The organism is Erwinia rhapontici, assembly GCF_020683125.1.
GTDB classification, from domain to species: Bacteria; Pseudomonadota; Gammaproteobacteria; order Enterobacterales; family Enterobacteriaceae; genus Erwinia; species Erwinia rhapontici.
This window is the reverse complement of record NZ_CP085627.1, coordinates 4,827,663-4,845,427: the sequence shown is the minus strand read 5'-3', so window position 1 is coordinate 4,845,427 and position 17,765 is coordinate 4,827,663. Positions and strand designations below refer to the sequence as shown.

General features: G+C 52.1%; 11 protein-coding genes, 3 tRNA genes, 3 rRNA genes and 1 riboswitch. Of the genes, 12 read left to right on the top strand and 5 right to left on the bottom strand.

Translation table 11 applies throughout. From position 1 onward, the window contains the following. Window positions 1–26: 26 nt before the first annotated feature. Window positions 27–758 carry a glutathione peroxidase gene (locus LJN55_RS22325; protein ID WP_133846341.1) on the bottom strand — a complete coding sequence of 244 codons (732 nt, stop codon included), beginning with the start codon at window positions 756–758 and terminating at the stop codon, window positions 27–29. 135 nt (window positions 759–893) lie between these two features. On the opposite strand from LJN55_RS22325, the gene oxyR reads away from it, so the two are divergent. Further along, window positions 894–1,808 (top strand): DNA-binding transcriptional regulator OxyR, encoded by a 915-nt coding sequence (oxyR, locus tag LJN55_RS22320; RefSeq protein ID WP_133846340.1) that lies wholly within the window; start codon window positions 894–896, stop codon window positions 1,806–1,808. On the opposite strand, the gene sthA is transcribed toward oxyR, so the two are convergent. After that, window positions 1,791–3,191 carry a Si-specific NAD(P)(+) transhydrogenase gene (gene sthA / locus LJN55_RS22315; protein ID WP_133846339.1) on the bottom strand — a complete coding sequence of 467 codons (1,401 nt, stop codon included), beginning with the start codon at window positions 3,189–3,191 and terminating at the stop codon, window positions 1,791–1,793. The genes oxyR and sthA overlap by 18 nt on opposite strands. A gap of 192 nt (window positions 3,192–3,383) precedes the next feature. Here sthA and fabR point away from each other — a divergent pair, with 192 nt between their 5' ends. Together fabR and LJN55_RS22305 are read left to right on the top strand one after the other, a co-directional pair. Further along, complete coding sequence (gene fabR, locus LJN55_RS22310) at window positions 3,384–4,025, top strand: HTH-type transcriptional repressor FabR (protein ID WP_133846338.1); 642 nt, start codon at window positions 3,384–3,386, stop codon at window positions 4,023–4,025. A 64-nt stretch (window positions 4,026–4,089) separates the two neighbouring features. Further along, window positions 4,090–4,446 carry a YijD family membrane protein gene (locus LJN55_RS22305; RefSeq protein WP_133846337.1) on the top strand — a complete coding sequence of 119 codons (357 nt, stop codon included), beginning with the start codon at window positions 4,090–4,092 and terminating at the stop codon, window positions 4,444–4,446. Between the two features lie 36 nt (window positions 4,447–4,482). On the opposite strand, the gene trmA is transcribed toward LJN55_RS22305, so the two are convergent. Continuing rightward, entirely contained in the window at window positions 4,483–5,583 is a 1,101-nt protein-coding gene (gene trmA, locus LJN55_RS22300) for a tRNA (uridine(54)-C5)-methyltransferase TrmA (protein WP_133846336.1), read from the bottom strand. 125 nt (window positions 5,584–5,708) lie between these two features. After that, window positions 5,709–5,888, top strand: a riboswitch (cobalamin riboswitch). 67 nt (window positions 5,889–5,955) lie between these two features. Here trmA and btuB point away from each other — a divergent pair. From btuB to LJN55_RS22260, 8 genes are all read left to right on the top strand, one after another. After that, window positions 5,956–7,830: a TonB-dependent vitamin B12 receptor BtuB gene (btuB, locus tag LJN55_RS22295; RefSeq protein WP_227535316.1), complete on the top strand. Its 1,875-nt coding sequence runs from the start codon at window positions 5,956–5,958 to the stop codon at window positions 7,828–7,830. Beyond that, window positions 7,775–8,626, top strand: coding sequence for a glutamate racemase (murI, locus tag LJN55_RS22290; protein ID WP_133846334.1), 852 nt, complete (start codon window positions 7,775–7,777; stop codon window positions 8,624–8,626). The genes btuB and murI overlap by 56 nt, the downstream gene beginning before the upstream one ends. Window positions 8,627–9,032: 406 nt before the next feature. Next, window positions 9,033–10,575: ribosomal RNA gene (locus LJN55_RS22285) — 16S ribosomal RNA — on the top strand. A 72-nt stretch (window positions 10,576–10,647) separates the two neighbouring features. Beyond that, window positions 10,648–10,723, top strand: a tRNA-Glu gene (locus LJN55_RS22280). A gap of 226 nt (window positions 10,724–10,949) precedes the next feature. Then, window positions 10,950–13,855: ribosomal RNA gene (locus LJN55_RS22275) — 23S ribosomal RNA — on the top strand. 206 nt (window positions 13,856–14,061) lie between these two features. Beyond that, a 5S ribosomal RNA gene (rrf, locus tag LJN55_RS22270) occupies window positions 14,062–14,177 on the top strand. The 16S, 23S and 5S rRNA genes sit together here with 3 tRNA genes alongside, the layout of an rRNA operon. A gap of 87 nt (window positions 14,178–14,264) precedes the next feature. Further along, a tRNA-Asp gene (locus LJN55_RS22265) sits at window positions 14,265–14,341 on the top strand. Window positions 14,342–14,395: 54 nt separating this feature from the next. Further along, window positions 14,396–14,471, top strand: a tRNA-Trp gene (locus LJN55_RS22260). Window positions 14,472–14,603: 132 nt separating this feature from the next. Here LJN55_RS22260 and hdfR read toward each other — a convergent pair. Next, window positions 14,604–15,431, bottom strand: coding sequence for an HTH-type transcriptional regulator HdfR (hdfR, locus tag LJN55_RS22255; RefSeq protein ID WP_133846884.1), 828 nt, complete (start codon window positions 15,429–15,431; stop codon window positions 14,604–14,606). A gap of 121 nt (window positions 15,432–15,552) precedes the next feature. Here hdfR and LJN55_RS22250 point away from each other — a divergent pair, with 121 nt between their 5' ends. Further along, on the top strand, window positions 15,553–15,891 hold the full coding sequence (locus LJN55_RS22250; protein WP_062749119.1) for a DUF413 domain-containing protein: 339 nt from the start codon (window positions 15,553–15,555) through the stop codon (window positions 15,889–15,891). A gap of 32 nt (window positions 15,892–15,923) precedes the next feature. Here the strand turns inward: LJN55_RS22250 and LJN55_RS22245 are convergent, their stop codons facing one another. Then, window positions 15,924–17,447, bottom strand: a complete 1,524-nt coding sequence (locus LJN55_RS22245) for a YifB family Mg chelatase-like AAA ATPase (RefSeq protein ID WP_227535313.1) — start codon at window positions 17,445–17,447, stop codon at window positions 15,924–15,926. Between the last annotated feature and the right edge of the window lie 318 nt (window positions 17,448–17,765).

Genomic DNA, 17,765 nt, shown 5'->3' with positions numbered 1-17,765 from the left:
GATGGGTATGCCCATCCCTGTTCGGTTTATGCCGTAAAGAACTGCTCTAAATCATCGCTTCCGCCAATATGGCGACCACCGATAAACACCTGCGGCACAGTGGCACGGCCAGTAACGGCGCGCAAACTGACGGTCGTGGCATCCTGGCCCAGCACGATCTCTTCGAACTGAATTCCACGATCTAACAGCATCTGTTTGGCTTTCGCGCAGAATGAACAGCCTGGTTTGGTGAACAGGGAAACGGATTCCTGCACTTTAAATTCTGGTGCGACGTAGCGCAGCATGGTGTCTGCATCAGACACTTCAAACGGGTCGCCCGGCTTGTTAGGTTCTACAAACATCTTCTCTACCACACCGTTGCGTACCAGCATCGAGTAACGCCATGAACGCGGACCGAAGCCGAGATCGGCTTTCTCAACCAGCATCTCCATGCCACGGGTGAACTCACCGTTACCGTCAGGAATAAAGGTAATGTGTCCGGCGTTCTGATCGGCCTTCCAGGCATTCATCACAAAAGTATCGTTAACCGAGACGCACAGGATACTGTCCACTCCATGTTTTTTGAACACATCCGAGAGTTCGTTATAGCGCGGCAGGTGGCTGGAGGAGCAGGTAGGAGTAAAAGCCCCCGGCAGTGAAAAGACGATCACGGTTTTGTCTTTAAACAGCTCATCAGTAGTGACATCGACCCAACTGTCGCCCTGACGTGTGTGAAAAGTGACCTGCGGGATGGACTTACCTTCCTGACTTGCAAACATAAAAGACCTCAAGGTGATTGAATTTGGTGTGCCCCTTTTTGGCACCGGCACATTATTATCATTCAGGCTTGATAGGGATAATCGTTGGTTGCTATGCTATCTATCGTCACGGGCTATCGTGAAAAAGAGGATAAGATGAATATTCGTGATCTGGAGTATCTGGTTTCGCTGGCAGAACATCGCCATTTTCGTCGTGCAGCCGATGCCTGCCATGTGAGTCAGCCAACGTTAAGCGGCCAGATTCGCAAGCTGGAAGATGAGCTGGGGGTGATGCTGCTGGAACGTACCAGCCGCAAGGTATTATTCACTCAGGCAGGTCTGCTGCTGGTGGATCAGGCCCGGACTGTGCTGCGGGAGGTCAAGGTCCTGAAAGAGATGGCCAGCCAGCAAGGCGAGGCGATGTCCGGCCCGCTGCACATTGGGCTGATCCCGACCGTTGGCCCGTATCTGTTGCCGCAGATTATTCCTACGCTTCATCAGACCTTCCCTAAGCTGGAGATGTATCTGCACGAAGCACAAACGCAGCAACTGCTGGCGCAACTCGACAGCGGTAAGCTGGACTGTGCGATCCTGGCATTGGTGAAAGAGTCAGAAGCGTTTATTGAAGTCCCACTCTTTGATGAGCCGATGAAACTGGCGATCTATGCGGATCACCCGTGGCACGACCGCGATCGTGTTCCGATGTCGGATCTGGCCGGGGAGAAACTGCTGATGCTGGAAGATGGTCACTGTCTGCGCGATCAGGCGATGGGCTTTTGCTTCCAGGCGGGGGCGGATGAAGATACGCATTTCCGTGCGACCAGTCTGGAAACGCTGCGCAATATGGTGGCGGCGGGCAGCGGTATCACACTGTTACCTTCGCTGGCCGTACCGAACGAAAGAGTGCGTGATGGCGTCTGTTATCTGTCCTGCTATAAGCCGGTACCACAGCGCACTATCGCCCTGGTGTATCGCCCAGGTTCACCTCTGCGTGGCCGTTATGAACAGCTGGCAGAGGCGATCCGTGAGCATATGCGAGGTGTGATGGGCCGCTTAGAACAGCCTGTTTAAACCGTTAAGCGCCGCCACCCGATAGGCTTCCGCCATGGTGGGGTAGTTAAAGGTGGTATTCACGAAGTACTCAATCGTGTTGCCACCGTTTTTCTGCTCCATAATCGCCTGGCCGATATGGATAATCTCCGCAGCACGTTCACCGAAGCAGTGAATACCGAGGATCTCTTTGGTTTCGCGGTGGAACAGAATTTTCAGACTACCAACGTTCATACCAACAATCTGCGCACGTGCCAGGTGTTTAAACTGCGCACGGCCCACTTCATATGGCACTTTCATTGCTGTCAGTTGCTGCTCGGTTTTCCCGACAGAGCTGATTTCCGGAATGGTATAGATACCTGTAGGAATATCTTCGATCAGATGAGCGGTGGCCTCGCCTTTGATCATCGCCTGAGCGGCAATGCGGCCTTGATCGTAGGCGGCTGATGCGAGGCTCGGATACCCGATGACATCGCCTACCGCATAGATATGCGGCTGCGCCGTCTGATACATACTGTTCACCTTCAGCAGGCCGCGGCCATCCGCTTCCAGTCCGACATTTTCCAGCCCCAGCCCATCGGTATTACCGGTGCGGCCGTTGGCGTACAGCAGGCAGTCTGCTTTGAGTTTTTTTCCAGATTTCAGGTGCATGATCACACCATCTGCCACACCTTCAATCTTCTCGAACTCTTCGTTGTGGCGTATGACCACGCCGTTATTCCAGAAGTGATAGGACAGCGAGTCAGACATTTCCTGATCGAGGAAAGCCAGCAGACGGTCACGGGTATTGATCAGGTCAACTTTGACGGACAGACCCCGGAAAATCGATGCATACTCACAGCCAATCACCCCTGCGCCATAGATAATCACATGACCAGGTTCATGGTGCAGATTCAGGATGGAGTCGCTGTCATAAACACGTGGGTGGGTAAAGTCGACATCCGGCGGATGGTAAGGACGTGATCCGCAGGCGATGACAAACTTGCCTGCGGTCAGGCGCTCAATGCTGCCATCGTGGCTCTCGATTTCAATGGTGTTGGCATCGATAAAGCGTGCATCCCCCTGGAACAGTTCACAGTGGTTGCGCTCATAGAAACCCTGGCGCATATGGGTTTGCTGGCTGATAACGTTTTCGGTGTGATTCAGAATGTCGGCGAAAGAAGAACGGAGAAGACGCGTGTGGTCGCTATACAGTGGGTTCTGGTTGAACTCGATAATGCGGCTGACGGCGTGACGCAGCGCTTTCGACGGGATTGTTCCCCAGTGTGTACATCCGCCACCAATATTGTGGTAGCGCTCGATGACGGCAATACGTGCACCTTGCTTCACCAGTCCCATCGCAGCACCTTCACCGCCAGGACCGGAACCAATGACAATGGCGTCGTAATCATAAGACTGTTGCATACCAATACGTCCTATTTTCTTATACAATTTTACAACGAGATTCTAACATCTCGCGCCTCAGTTCCCAATTCTAACCGTGCTTTTTGCCATCAAATGCCAAATGACAGGGTTAACAGCCGCTCACAAAGTTTGGCCCACTGTACGCTGAAATTTTTGCTATAGTGCCCACTTGCAGGCTAAACAGGCACAAAAATGGGCGTTAGAGCGCAGCAAAAAGAACGTACACGACGTTCACTTATCGAAGCGGCATTCAGTCAACTCAGTGCCGAACGTAGTTTTGCCAGCCTCAGTTTGCGGGAAGTTGCCAGGGAGGCGGGGATTGCCCCAACGTCATTTTATCGTCACTTTCGTGATGTAGATGAATTGGGATTAACCATGGTGGACGAAAGTGGTCTGATGTTGCGACAGTTGATGCGCCAGGCGCGTCAGCGTATTGCCAAAGGTGGCAGTGTCATCCGCACTTCTGTTTCTACCTTTATGGAGTTTATTGGTAATAACCCAAATGCCTTTCGGTTACTGCTGCGTGAACGCTCCGGCACGTCATCCGCATTTCGTGCCGCTGTTGCCCGTGAAATTCAGCACTTTATTGCCGAACTGGCCGATTATCTGGAAGTTGAGAACCGTATGCCGCGCAGCTTCACCGAAGCGCAGGCAGAAGCGATGGTCATTATCGTGTTTAACGCCGGTGCTGAAGCACTGGATATTGATGTCGATCAGCGACGCCAGTTGGAAGAAAGGCTGGTACTGCAACTGCGTATGATCTCGAAAGGGGCATATTACTGGTATCGACGTGAGCAGGAGAAGCTGGCGGTGACGCTGGAAGCAAAAGACTAAGCGGCCTGGTCAGGGCCTACATGGCAAATAACCTAGCCGACTGGAACAAATTCAAGGGGATGACATGAATTTAGCGACTGGCCGCGATAAAGGCACTCTGCTGTTAACATTTCTTACCGGGCTGTCGATTAACGGCTCGTTTTCGGTGCTGTTCAGCGCAGTGGTGCCATTTTCTGTTTTCCCTCTGATTGCATTGGGTCTGTCGGCCTGGTGCCTGCATCAACGTTATCTTAACCGTGCCATGCCGGACGGTATGCCCTCGCTGGCTGCGGGATTCTTCCTGTTGGGCATTCTCTTGTACAGTGCGATTGTCAGAGCGGAGTATCCTGAGATTGGCTCAAACTTTGTGCCGACCATTCTGATGGTGGCGGTGGTGTTCTGGATTGCTGTTAAGTGGCGCGCGCGTCATTCCAGCGTGTAATGCGAAAGCCGGGCGATGGATATCGCCCGAGCCAGATTAGCGGCGAGTCAGCAGAACGCCGCACTCCATATGGTGTGTGTACGGGAACTGGTCGAACAGGGCCAGACGCGTAATCTCATGAGTAGCCGATAATGTGGCGAGGTTCTCGCACAGCGTTGTCGGGTTGCAGGAGATATAAAGGATACGTGGATACGCCTGCACCATCTTCACCGTTTCGTCATCCAGGCCGCTGCGCGGAGGGTCGACGAAAATGGTTTCACACTCGTAGCTGGTCAGATCGATGCCTTCCAGGCGTCTGAAGCTTCTTTCTCCGTTCATTGCCTGAGTAAACTCTTCTGCCGCCATACGGATAATCTGGACGTTATCGATCTGGTTTACCGCGATATTGTACTGAGCAGAGGCGACTGACGGTTTGGCGATTTCCGTTGCCAGCACGCGGCGGAAGTTACGTGCCAGCGCCAGCGAGAAATTGCCATTGCCGCAGTACAGTTCCAGCAGGTCGCCGCGACAATCGCGCGTCGCATCCAGCGCCCATTCCAGCATCTTCACATTCATTGCCGCATTTGGCTGCGTAAAGCTGTTTTCTACCTGGCGATAGATCATCTCACGCCCGTCCACCATCAGACGCTCATCCACGAAATCCTGATCCAGACAGATTTTGGTTTTAGTCGCGCGGCCGATGAGGTGCAGATCGAAACCTTCAGCGCGCAGCGCATCACGCAGTAGCGTGGCAGCCTGCTGCCATTCATCATCCAGCTTACGATGATAGAGCATAGAGACAACGACCTGCCCACTGACCGTCGACAGGTAGTCAATCTGGAACAGTTTAAAACGCAGTGCACGCTGGTCGCGCACGGCATCGATCAGCCGGGGCATCAGGCGGTTAATCAGCTCACTGGCTGCGGGGAAGCTGTCCACCCGGATGCGGTCATGTGTCTTCTGATCGAAAATAATATGGTACAGATCATCACCGTCATGCCAGATACGGAACTCTGCACGCATCCGGTAATGGCTGACCGGTGAACGGAAGACCTCGACGTTGGGAGCATTAAACGCAGACATCATGGATGTCAGTCGTGTCACTTTCTCTGTGAGTTGGTCGTCATAGTGTTCAACAGGCAGTTGTTCGGGTGTCATGGGCGTTCCTGAGTATGTGGCAGTGATAGCCGGGCGATTGTAGGGATTCTTTACCTCATGTCCAGTATTGTCCACGATTCACCCTTTATGGATGTCTGGATATCTGGACTTCTAACACATTTGTTCATAAAATGCGTTCCCCGGCCTCCCACGAGTTAATAGGGAATCCAGTGTAAATCTGGAGCTGACGCGCAGCGGTATAGAATGTCGTGACAATAGCGTAACGCAGACACTGTCTTTTGACGGGAAGTCATTGCCACCCAACGATTCTGAGCCCGAAGACCTGCCGGATTAACGTCGCATTTCTTACGGTCATCGCGTGCTATCGATCGTATGCCTGCGGCATCCTGCACATTTTTTGGATGCTTGGTCATGATTACAACAAAAAATACGCTGTTGGCGTTTAGCGCTACGGCAATTTCCCTCTGGGCGCAAAACGGCTTTGCACAGGACAGTAATAAAGAAGAAACGCAGGTTGTGACTGCGAATCGTTTTCAGCAACCTGTGAACACGGTACTGGCACCGACTGAAATCGTTACCCGCGATGATATCGAACGCTGGCAGTCCAAATCTCTGATGGATGTCATGCGTCGTCTGCCTGGTGTGGATGTTGCTCAGAATGGTGGTATGGGTCAGGCAAACTATATCTATATTCGTGGCGCTGAAGCCCGCCATACGCTGGTTCTGATCGATGGTATCCCGCTGGCAAAATCCGGTATTACCGGGATTGCTGATTTTAGTCAAATTCCACTTTCTCTGATTCAGCGCATTGAGATGATCCGCGGCCCGAGATCTGCCGTTTATGGTGCAGATGCGATTGGTGGGGTGATAAACATCATCACCCAGGACGATCGGCCGGGTGGGGAGATCCAGGTTGGTCTGGGTTCTAATCATTATCAGCAATATGATGGGGCAGTACGCCAGAAGGTGGGTGACAGCACGCTGGTTACGGTGGCCGGGGCGTTCCAGGCTACCAATGGCTATAACATCAAGCCTGATTCAACCTATAGCACAGACAGCGACCGTGATGGTTTCCGTAGCAAGACTTTCTGGGCTGGCCTTAGCCATACCTTTAATGAAAACTTCAGCGGGTTCGTGCGGGGCTATGGCTACGGTAATAACAGCTCTTATGATGCGGGTTACCAGGACGGTGGTGATAAACGCCAAGTTTATAATCATACCTATGAAACCGGACTGACTTTCAATCAGGGGATCTACTCTTCTCAGCTAAACGCCAGCTACCAGCAGTATAAAGACTACAACTATGCCAGCACGTTGGGTTTGTATAACAATGGCACCAGCCTGGACGATATGACTCAGCGTAACGTGCAGTGGGGGAACAGCTTCCTGGTGGGTCAGGGAACCGTGAGCGCGGGGATTGACTGGCAGCAACAAAAACTGACTTCCGTGGATAGTTACGCCTCAGATGACTATGAGCGTAATAACACCGGTTATTACCTTACCGCGCAACAGCGTTTTGATACTCTGACGCTTGAAGGCGCAGTGAGAGGTGATGATAACAACCAGTTTGGCTGGAATGGGACCTGGCAGGCGGCTGCTGGCTGGGAATTTATTCCGGATTACCGTGTCACGCTCTCTTACGGTACGGGTTTCCAGGCACCTACACTGGGACAAATGTACGGTCAAAGCCGCTTGTACATCTCTGCTAATCCAAATCTTGAAGCGGAGAAGTCACACCAGGTGGAAGTCGGGCTGGAGGGGCAGAGTGGTCCTCTTGACTGGCGTCTGTCTGCCTACGAGAACAAAATCAATAACCTGATCGATTACTTTTATGACGACAGTACGTTCACGGGTGCCTATTACAATGTGCAATCCGCAACGATTAAAGGGGTCGAGTGGACCGGGAATATGGATACCGGCATGTTCAGCCACAGGCTGACGCTGCAGTATCTTGATCCACGTCGTGACCAGGATAATGAAGTGCTGGCCCACCGCTCTAAGCAGCAGCTGAAATACCAGGTTGACTGGACTCTGTTTGGCTTTGATATGGATGTGGCGTATCAGTACTTTGGTAAGAGCTATAATAATAATACGAATCAGTATGCGTTTACACAGCGCCGTATGCCGAGCTACAGCCTGGTCGATGTCTCCGCTTCGTATCCGATCACATCCCATCTCACTGTTCGTGGTAGAATTGCCAACCTGTTCGATAAAGATTACGAGACAGTGTATGGCTATGAAACCCCTGGACGGGAATACTACCTCAGCGGCAGCTACACCTTCTAAACCGCGCCCCACCGTGCTGGTCTTTGACTCCGGCGTCGGTGGGCTTTCTGTCTATGATGAGATCCGCAAATTATTGCCGGATCTCCATTATCTCTATGCTTTCGACAACGTTGCTTTCCCCTATGGCGAAAAGTCGGAAGAGTTTATCGTCGAGCGTGTGGTGACCATCGTGGAAGCGGTCACTCGGCTCTATCCTCTTGCGCTGGTGGTTATCGCCTGTAACTCGGCGAGCACCGTGACGCTCCCTGCTCTGCGAGAACGCTTTGAATTTCCTGTTGTCGGTGTTGTGCCAGCGATTAAGCCAGCGGCACGTCTGACCCGTAACGGCGTGGTTGGTCTGCTGGCGACGCGTGGCACAGTAAAGCGTCCTTATACTAAAGAGCTGGTGGCGCGTTTTGGTGGTGAGTGCAAAACCGAGATGCTGGGCTCTGCGGAACTGGTGGAGTTAGCAGAAGCTAAGCTGCATGGTCAGCCTGTTCCTATAGAAGAAGTAAAACGTATTCTGCAACCCTGGCTGCGGATGCAGGAGCCACCCGATACCGTGGTGCTTGGCTGCACGCATTTCCCTCTTATCAGTGAAGAGCTACAGCAAGTACTGCCTGAAGGCACTCGTTTAATCGATTCTGGCGCTGCCATTGCCCGCCGTACGGTGTGGTTGCTGGAAAATGAGTCTCCTGAGGCTTTTTCTCAGGATGAGAACATGGCGTTCTGCATGGATATCACTGAACAGGCAGTTCAATTAATGCCCGTTTTACAACGATATGGCTTTGCAAAGCTCGAAAAACTGGCGCTTTAGGGAACTTTAGGGCAAAAAATCATCACTCAGAAAGTTTTTTGCAATTAGCCCTTGTCACTCTCCAGAAAATCCCTATACTGCGCCTCCACTGACACGGAACAACGGCTTACAAGCCACCGGGTCAGGAGCGTCAGGTAACTGATAGCGCCGGAAAAACTTCTCAAAAAGAAGTTGACTCCGAAGGAGGAAAGCGTAATATACGCCACCTCGCAACAGGAAGCTTCGGCACTGATTGCACCGCTCTTTAACAATTTATCAGACAATCTGTGTGGGCACTCGCAGGATTGATATCAGTCACCTCCGGGTGACAAAAAAATATCAAGTCTTAAGAGTGAACACATAATGAAATTCATTATGACGTTTTACACTTGAGCATCGCTGCACTTGTTGCAGCAAATCGAACTTTTAATTGAAGAGTTTGATCATGGCTCAGATTGAACGCTGGCGGCAGGCCTAACACATGCAAGTCGAACGGTAGCACAGAGGAGCTTGCTCCTTGGGTGACGAGTGGCGGACGGGTGAGTAATGCCTGGGAAACTGCCCGATGGAGGGGGATAACTACTGGAAACGGTAGCTAATACCGCATAACGTCTTCGGACCAAAGTGGGGGACCTTCGGGCCTCACACCATCGGATGTGCCCAGGTGGGATTAGCTAGTAGGTGGGGTAATGGCTCACCTAGGCGACGATCCCTAGCTGGTCTGAGAGGATGACCAGCCACACTGGAACTGAGACACGGTCCAGACTCCTACGGGAGGCAGCAGTGGGGAATATTGCACAATGGGCGCAAGCCTGATGCAGCCATGCCGCGTGTATGAAGAAGGCCTTCGGGTTGTAAAGTACTTTCAGTGGGGAGGAAGGCGATGAGGTTAATAGCTTCGTCGATTGACGTTACCCGCAGAAGAAGCACCGGCTAACTCCGTGCCAGCAGCCGCGGTAATACGGAGGGTGCAAGCGTTAATCGGAATTACTGGGCGTAAAGCGCACGCAGGCGGTCTGTCAAGTCGGATGTGAAATCCCCGGGCTCAACCTGGGAACTGCATTCGAAACTGGCAGACTAGAGTCTTGTAGAGGGGGGTAGAATTCCAGGTGTAGCGGTGAAATGCGTAGAGATCTGGAGGAATACCGGTGGCGAAGGCGGCCCCCTGGACAAAGACTGACGCTCAGGTGCGAAAGCGTGGGGAGCAAACAGGATTAGATACCCTGGTAGTCCACGCCGTAAACGATGTCGACTTGGAGGTTGTGCCCTTGAGGCGTGGCTTCCGGAGCTAACGCGTTAAGTCGACCGCCTGGGGAGTACGGCCGCAAGGTTAAAACTCAAATGAATTGACGGGGGCCCGCACAAGCGGTGGAGCATGTGGTTTAATTCGATGCAACGCGAAGAACCTTACCTGGCCTTGACATCCACGGAATTCGGCAGAGATGCCTTAGTGCCTTCGGGAACCGTGAGACAGGTGCTGCATGGCTGTCGTCAGCTCGTGTTGTGAAATGTTGGGTTAAGTCCCGCAACGAGCGCAACCCTTATCCTTTGTTGCCAGCGAGTAATGTCGGGAACTCAAAGGAGACTGCCGGTGATAAACCGGAGGAAGGTGGGGATGACGTCAAGTCATCATGGCCCTTACGGCCAGGGCTACACACGTGCTACAATGGCGCATACAAAGAGAAGCGACCTCGCGAGAGCAAGCGGACCTCATAAAGTGCGTCGTAGTCCGGATCGGAGTCTGCAACTCGACTCCGTGAAGTCGGAATCGCTAGTAATCGTAGATCAGAATGCTACGGTGAATACGTTCCCGGGCCTTGTACACACCGCCCGTCACACCATGGGAGTGGGTTGCAAAAGAAGTAGGTAGCTTAACCTTCGGGAGGGCGCTTACCACTTTGTGATTCATGACTGGGGTGAAGTCGTAACAAGGTAACCGTAGGGGAACCTGCGGTTGGATCACCTCCTTACCTGAAGATACCTTCCCGCGTAGTGTCCACACAGATTGTCTGATAGAAGAAATGAGCAAAAGTCACACCAGAGTCCCCATCGTCTAGAGGCCCAGGACACTGCCCTTTCACGGCTGTAACAGGGGTTCGAATCCCCTTGGGGACGCCATACCGGTAACGAAGTGAAAGTCGTTATCACCCAGTATCTCAAAACTGATTATGCCGTAAGGCGAGTCACGTTTGAGATATTTGCTCTTTAACAATCCGGAACAAGCTGAAAATTGAAACGACATGTCGTTTTCATTCTCCGTAATAAGAATGAAATTAACGATATGTTCGAGTCTCTCAAATGCTTACAACAGCAATGTGTTCTTCGGGACGCTTGTGGGTTGTGAGGTTAAGCGACTAAGCGTACACGGTGGATGCCTAGGCAGTCAGAGGCGATGAAGGGCGTGCTAATCTGCGATAAGCGTCGGTAAGGTGATATGAACCGCAACAACCGACGATACCCGAATGGGGAAACCCAGTGTGTTTCGACACACTATCATGTCATGAATACATAGTGGCATGAGGCGAACCGGGGGAACTGAAACATCTAAGTACCCCGAGGAAAAGAAATCAACCGAGATTCCCCCAGTAGCGGCGAGCGAACGGGGAACAGCCCAGAACCTGAATCAGTTTGTGCATTAGTGGAAGCGTCTGGAAAGTCGCAGGGTACAGGGTGATACTCCCGTACACAAAAATGCACCTACTGTGAGTTCGATGAGTAGGGCGGGACACGTGACATCCTGTCTGAATATGGGGGGACCATCCTCCAAGGCTAAATACTCCTGACTGACCGATAGTGAACCAGTACCGTGAGGGAAAGGCGAAAAGAACCCCGGCGAGGGGAGTGAAACAGAACCTGAAACCGTGTACGTACAAGCAGTGGGAGCCTACTTGTTAGGTGACTGCGTACCTTTTGTATAATGGGTCAGCGACTTATATTCTGTAGCAAGGTTAACCGTATAGGGGAGCCGCAGGGAAACCGAGTCTTAACTGGGCGTTAAGTTGCAGGGTATAGACCCGAAACCCGGTGATCTAGCCATGGGCAGGTTGAAGGTTGGGTAACACTAACTGGAGGACCGAACCGACTAATGTTGAAAAATTAGCGGATGACTTGTGGCTGGGGGTGAAAGGCCAATCAAACCGGGAGATAGCTGGTTCTCCCCGAAAGCTATTTAGGTAGCGCCTCGTGAACTCATCTTCGGGGGTAGAGCACTGTTTCGGCTAGGGGGCCATCCCGGCTTACCAACCCGATGCAAACTGCGAATACCGAAGAATGTTATCACGGGAGACACACGGCGGGTGCTAACGTCCGTCGTGAAGAGGGAAACAACCCAGACCGCCAGCTAAGGTCCCAAAGTCATGGTTAAGTGGGAAACGATGTGGGAAGGCACAGACAGCCAGGATGTTGGCTTAGAAGCAGCCATCATTTAAAGAAAGCGTAATAGCTCACTGGTCGAGTCGGCCTGCGCGGAAGATGTAACGGGGCTAAACCATGCACCGAAGCTGCGGCAGCGATACGCAAGTATTGTTGGGTAGGGGAGCGTTCTGTAAGCCGTCGAAGGTGAACTGTGAGGTTTGCTGGAGGTATCAGAAGTGCGAATGCTGACATAAGTAACGATAAAGCGGGTGAAAAGCCCGCTCGCCGGAAGACCAAGGGTTCCTGTCCAACGTTAATCGGGGCAGGGTGAGTCGACCCCTAAGGCGAGGCCGAAAGGCGTAGTCGATGGGAAACAGGTTAATATTCCTGTACTCGGTGTTACTGCGAAGGGGGGACGGAGAAGGCTATGTTAGCCGGGCGACGGTTGTCCCGGTTTAAGCGTGTAGGCTTGAGTTCCAGGCAAATCCGGAACTCTTTAAGGCTGAGGCGTGATGACGAGGCACTACGGTGCTGAAGTAACAAATGCCCTGCTTCCAGGAAAAGCCTCTAAGCATCAGGTAACATTGAATCGTACCCCAAACCGACACAGGTGGTCAGGTAGAGAATACCAAGGCGCTTGAGAGAACTCGGGTGAAGGAACTAGGCAAAATGGTGCCGTAACTTCGGGAGAAGGCACGCTGTCGGTAGGTGAAGGGACTTGCTCCTGGAGCTGAAGGCAGTCGAAGATACCAGCTGGCTGCAACTGTTTATTAAAAACACAGCACTGTGCAAACACGAAAGTGGACGTATACGGTGTGACGCCTGCCCGGTGCCGGAAGGTTAATTGATGGGGTTATCCGCAAGGAGAAGCTCTTGATCGAAGCCCCGGTAAACGGCGGCCGTAACTATAACGGTCCTAAGGTAGCGAAATTCCTTGTCGGGTAAGTTCCGACCTGCACGAATGGCGTAATGATGGCCAGGCTGTCTCCACCCGAGACTCAGTGAAATTGAACTCGCTGTGAAGATGCAGTGTACCCGCGGCAAGACGGAAAGACCCCGTGAACCTTTACTACAGCTTGACACTGAACATTGAGCCTTGATGTGTAGGATAGGTGGGAGGCTTTGAAGCGTGGACGCCAGTCTGCGTGGAGCCAACCTTGAAATACCACCCTTTAACGTTTGATGTTCTAACCTGGCGCCGTGATCCGGCGTGGGGACAGTGTCTGGTGGGTAGTTTGACTGGGGCGGTCTCCTCCTAAAGAGTAACGGAGGAGCACGAAGGTTAGCTAATCACGGTCGGACATCGTGAGGTTAGTGCAATGGCATAAGCTAGCTTGACTGCGAGAGTGACGGCTCGAGCAGGTGCGAAAGCAGGTCATAGTGATCCGGTGGTTCTGAATGGAAGGGCCATCGCTCAACGGATAAAAGGTACTCCGGGGATAACAGGCTGATACCGCCCAAGAGTTCATATCGACGGCGGTGTTTGGCACCTCGATGTCGGCTCATCACATCCTGGGGCTGAAGTAGGTCCCAAGGGTACGGCTGTTCGCCGTTTAAAGTGGTACGCGAGCTGGGTTTAGAACGTCGTGAGACAGTTCGGTCCCTATCTGCCGTGGGCGCTGGAGAATTGAGAGGGGTTGCTCCTAGTACGAGAGGACCGGAGTGAACGCACCACTGGTGTTCGGGTTGTCATGCCAATGGCATTGCCCGGTAGCTAAGTGCGGAAAAGATAAGCGCTGAAAGCATCTAAGCGCGAAACTTGCCTCGAGATGAATTCTCCCTGGGTCCTTGAGACCCCTGAAGGGACGTTGAAGACTACGACGTTGATAGGCCGGGTGTGTAAGCGCAGCGATGCGTTGAGCTAACCGGTACTAATGACCCGTGAGGCTTAACCTTACAACGCCAGAAGCGTTCTGGTGGCGTTAGAGAGACGCAAAAGAGATTTTCAGCTTGTTACCGGAATTAAGTCCGAAGGATTTTGCGCTGTGACAAGGCGGCCAGTGAAGTGAGGGAAGGAGCATACATAAGTATGTGACTGAGCTTACGAGCGCAGGCAACGCAGTCAGAGCACAAAAGACACAGGACAGAGCACAAAGAATTTGCCTGGCGGCTTTAGCGCGGTGGTCCCACCTGACCCCATGCCGAACTCAGAAGTGAAACGCCGTAGCGCCGATGGTAGTGTGGGGTCTCCCCATGCGAGAGTAGGGAACTGCCAGGCATCAAATTAGTTCCTTTTCCCCTGACAAGGAAAATAACAGGAACAAACTTGTATCAGACGTTTTCTGATGTGAGTGTAAGGACCGGTGGAGCGGTAGTTCAGTTGGTTAGAATACCTGCCTGTCACGCAGGGGGTCGCGGGTTCGAGCCCCGTCCGTTCCGCCAATTATTAAAAATTATGCCTGCTAAATTTAGCAGGCATAATGTTAAGCATAATTTAGGGGCGTAGCTCAGTTGGTAGAGCACCGGTCTCCAAAACCGGGTGTCGCGAGTTCGAATCTCTCCGCCCCTGCCAAATAAAAACAATCCTTTGCTTCGGCAAAGGATTTTTTTTGTCTAAAATTCCTGCCATGTTACCCCTGCAATCATCTTAAAAGCATAAAAAAGGACCAGCAAGCCGGTCCGATTCGATGGTTATTTATACGCTTTATGCTCTTATATTGACCGGAGACTTAATGAGTTGTCGGATATATGCCTGCTGATCGCTGTTTTGTAGCCATACCGCATACAGCGGTCTGGATGCGACAGCGGTATCAGGGATGACTAGCAGATCGCTGTACTCTTTCCCCCACACATCCGGTAAAAATGCACAGGCCCCAGTGGTATGCAGCAGTTGCCTGGCCAAATGTGCTGAGGTTGTTGTTAGTACCGGAACATCATCAGCGCCGGCAAGATAACTTTCATGTTGATGAAAATCAGCACCCCATTCCAACTTAATGTAATCATATTTCTCCTTTTTCTCGGATTTTTTTGACCGGAAAAGAGTCAGTGAAATATGGCCAATTTGCTGACTGGTCAGCTCATCCATTTTGGGGGCTTCGGTCGTAATAAGCAGGTCAAGTTGTCTCTCATGTAGCTGTTTAACCAGCAAATGACGCTGCGCAACACGTGCTTCCAGATGTAAGCTCTCACGGTTCTCATACAGCGTTTGCAGCCAGGGTGTCAGATAAGCCTCCCACAGAGAAGCACTGGCCCCGATCGACAGCTCGTGATGTTGCTGAGTGTGCGCTACCTCTTTCTTAGCCATCAGCCATGTGCTCATCAGGCTCTCTGCATAGGGCAGCAAACGCTCCCCTGCAGACGTCAGTCTGATGTTATTACGATGGCGGGTAAAAAGGTTCACTCCCAGCTGATTTTCAAGCTGTCTGATGCGAAAACTTACAGCAGATTGCGTGAGATAGAGTGCTTCTGCGGCACGTCCAAAGTGGCGAGTTCTGCTCACTTCAAGAAAGGTTTTCAGTAATTCCGTATCCACATCCATCTCCTAAAAAACATTTGTCGTTATGATTTAAATGTTTTGTTTTACACTCTGTCAAGCCTATCTAATACTCCGCGCCATAAATAGCACGGCCATAAATGAGTTAGGAGCGTGTAAAATGGCGGAAAGCTTCGCAACAACGAATCGTTTTTTTGATAACAAACATTACCCTCGCGGGTTCTCCCGTCACGGTGATTTCACCATCAAAGAAGCCCAACTTCTTGAGCGTTATGGTTACGCTTTCAACGAACTGGACCTGGCAAAACGTGAGCCAGGTACGGAAGAAGAGCGTCTGTTCATTGAGGTGTGCCGGGGCGTGCGTGAGCCGCAAACCGAGGCAGAAAAAGTCTGGTCAAAATATATGACCCGAATTAAACGTCCTAAACGTTTCCATACCCTGTCCGGCGGTAAGCCGCAGATGGAAGGCGTTGAAGACTACACGGATAGTGACGATTAAGAAAAAGGGGCTTCGGCCCCTTTTTCATTTCCCTACTGCAGGCTGTTATGCAGATGAATCAGCAGGCGGTCGATCCCTCGGTAACTAACGGCTTCCGTTAAATGCTCCCTGCTAACCTCGTTCTCCCCTGCCAGATCGGCAATCGTACGTGCCACCTTCAGCAAACGTTGCCATGCCCGCACTGACAGCCCCAGTTGGTTCAGCACTTGCTCCAGCCATTGAGCATCCTCAGGCGTAAGTGTACAGCATGCCTTGATATCGTTGTTGTTCATTACCGCATTCACTTTGCCGCAGCGATTGATCTGGCGTTCCCGTGCGGCCAGCACACGTTCACGCACCTGCTGACTGGACTCTCCATTACCCTGTTGTGTACTCAACATCCCTGGTGGTAGTAACGGCACTTCAAGAGAGAGATCAAAACGATCGAGAAAAGGGCCAGACAGACGGCTGAGATAACGTAATGTCTGCTGGGGTGAACTTCGATTATGTGGGCCGCTATAATGCCCGGTTGGGCTGGGGTTCATTGCGGCGATCAGCTGAAAGCGTGCCGGATAGGTGATTTTGGCACGTGCCCGAGAAATACTGATCTCGCCCGACTCAAGCGGTTCACGCAGTGCATCCAATGCGCGGCGTTCAAACTCCGGAAGCTCATCAAGAAACAGTATGCCGTTGTGGGCAAGGGAAATCTCACCGGGCTTAGGCAGTGAACCACCGCCGACAAGTGCATACAGAGATGAACTGTGATGAGGCGAACGAAACGGCCTCTGGCGCCACTGACGGTGCAAATCGCCACGGCCTAGCAGACTGGCTACGCTGGCACTCTCCAGGGCCTCACGATCGCTTAGAGGCGGCATCAGACCGTTCAACCGTGAGGCGAGCATCGTCTTCCCCGTACCGGGTGGGCCAATTAAGAGCAGGTTGTGCCCACCGGCTGCTGTTACCTCCAGTGCGCGCTTGGCCTGCTGCTGGCCGATAATCTCGTTTAAATCCCCTGTAACGTGCGGCAGGCAGACCAGGTCGTTGCTCTGGGCTTCTTCAAGCTGCGTTCTGCCATGCAGGAAAGCACAGACCTCAAGAAGATGGCTGGCGATTAAACTTTTCCCGTGCTGGATAAGGCCAACATCATTTTGGTTATCCGCTGAGAGGATGAGTTGCCTTCCTGCATTGAGTGCCGCAACGGCTGCAGGAATTGAGCCCTGTACGCCACGTAGCGCGCCGTTGAGGGCTAACTCACCGAGGAACTCATACCCGGCAAGTTTCGCCGCAGGAATCTGCTCTGAAGCTGCCAGGATGGCTATAGCGATAGGCAAGTCATACCTGCCGCCTTCTTTCGGGAGATCGGCGGGGGCAAGGTTGACGGTAATGCGTTTTGCCGGAAAGGTGAAACCGCTGTTGATGATGGCGCTGCGCACCCGGTCCCGGGCTTCTTTAACTGTCGTTTCGGGCAGACCGACCAGTGACAAAGCGGGCAGGCCATTACTCAGGTGAACTTCAACAGACACCAGCGGCGCCTGAATGCCCAATGCGGCACGGGTATTGGCAACAGATAGCGACATAGATACTCCTTGTATTCACTACAGTGCACTGTCGATTTCCCTCTGACGAGGATGACATCAGGGATTTGTATGCTGCGCTGTAATGAATTTCATCAGGTCGACAGCGGAAGACATCTTCGTGCGATCTGCCACGCACATTCTCAATATGTGGAAATAAAGCAGTCACGCGCCGTGAGTGATGAAAAAAATTCAATTTTTCCTTATTAACTGAATAACAATAGTTTTTTCTGGATTTGCGTCGGCCGTCATAAAATAAAGTGATGAAAAAAGTTGAATTAATGCTGATAACTGTGATAACTCTGTAGGCATTACTTCGAA

Excerpts from the sequence above, each read along its gene's own strand:
- sthA (WP_133846339.1), bottom strand. The coding sequence starts at position 3,191 with ATGCAACAGTCTTATGATTACGACGCCATTGTCATTGGTTCCGGTCCT.
- LJN55_RS22245 (WP_227535313.1), bottom strand. The coding sequence starts at position 17,447 with ATGTCGCTATCTGTTGCCAATACCCGTGCCGCATTGGGCATTCAGGCG.
- LJN55_RS22305 (WP_133846337.1), top strand. The coding sequence starts at position 4,090 with ATGAATTTAGCGACTGGCCGCGATAAAGGCACTCTGCTGTTAACATTT.
- LJN55_RS22325 (WP_133846341.1), bottom strand. The coding sequence starts at position 758 with ATGTTTGCAAGTCAGGAAGGTAAGTCCATCCCGCAGGTCACTTTTCAC.
- fabR (WP_133846338.1), top strand. The coding sequence starts at position 3,384 with ATGGGCGTTAGAGCGCAGCAAAAAGAACGTACACGACGTTCACTTATC.
- oxyR (WP_133846340.1), top strand. The coding sequence starts at position 894 with ATGAATATTCGTGATCTGGAGTATCTGGTTTCGCTGGCAGAACATCGC.
- btuB (WP_227535316.1), top strand. The coding sequence starts at position 5,956 with ATGATTACAACAAAAAATACGCTGTTGGCGTTTAGCGCTACGGCAATT.
- LJN55_RS22250 (WP_062749119.1), top strand. The coding sequence starts at position 15,553 with ATGGCGGAAAGCTTCGCAACAACGAATCGTTTTTTTGATAACAAACAT.
- murI (WP_133846334.1), top strand. The coding sequence starts at position 7,775 with ATGGCTATGAAACCCCTGGACGGGAATACTACCTCAGCGGCAGCTACA.
- trmA (WP_133846336.1), bottom strand. The coding sequence starts at position 5,583 with ATGACACCCGAACAACTGCCTGTTGAACACTATGACGACCAACTCACA.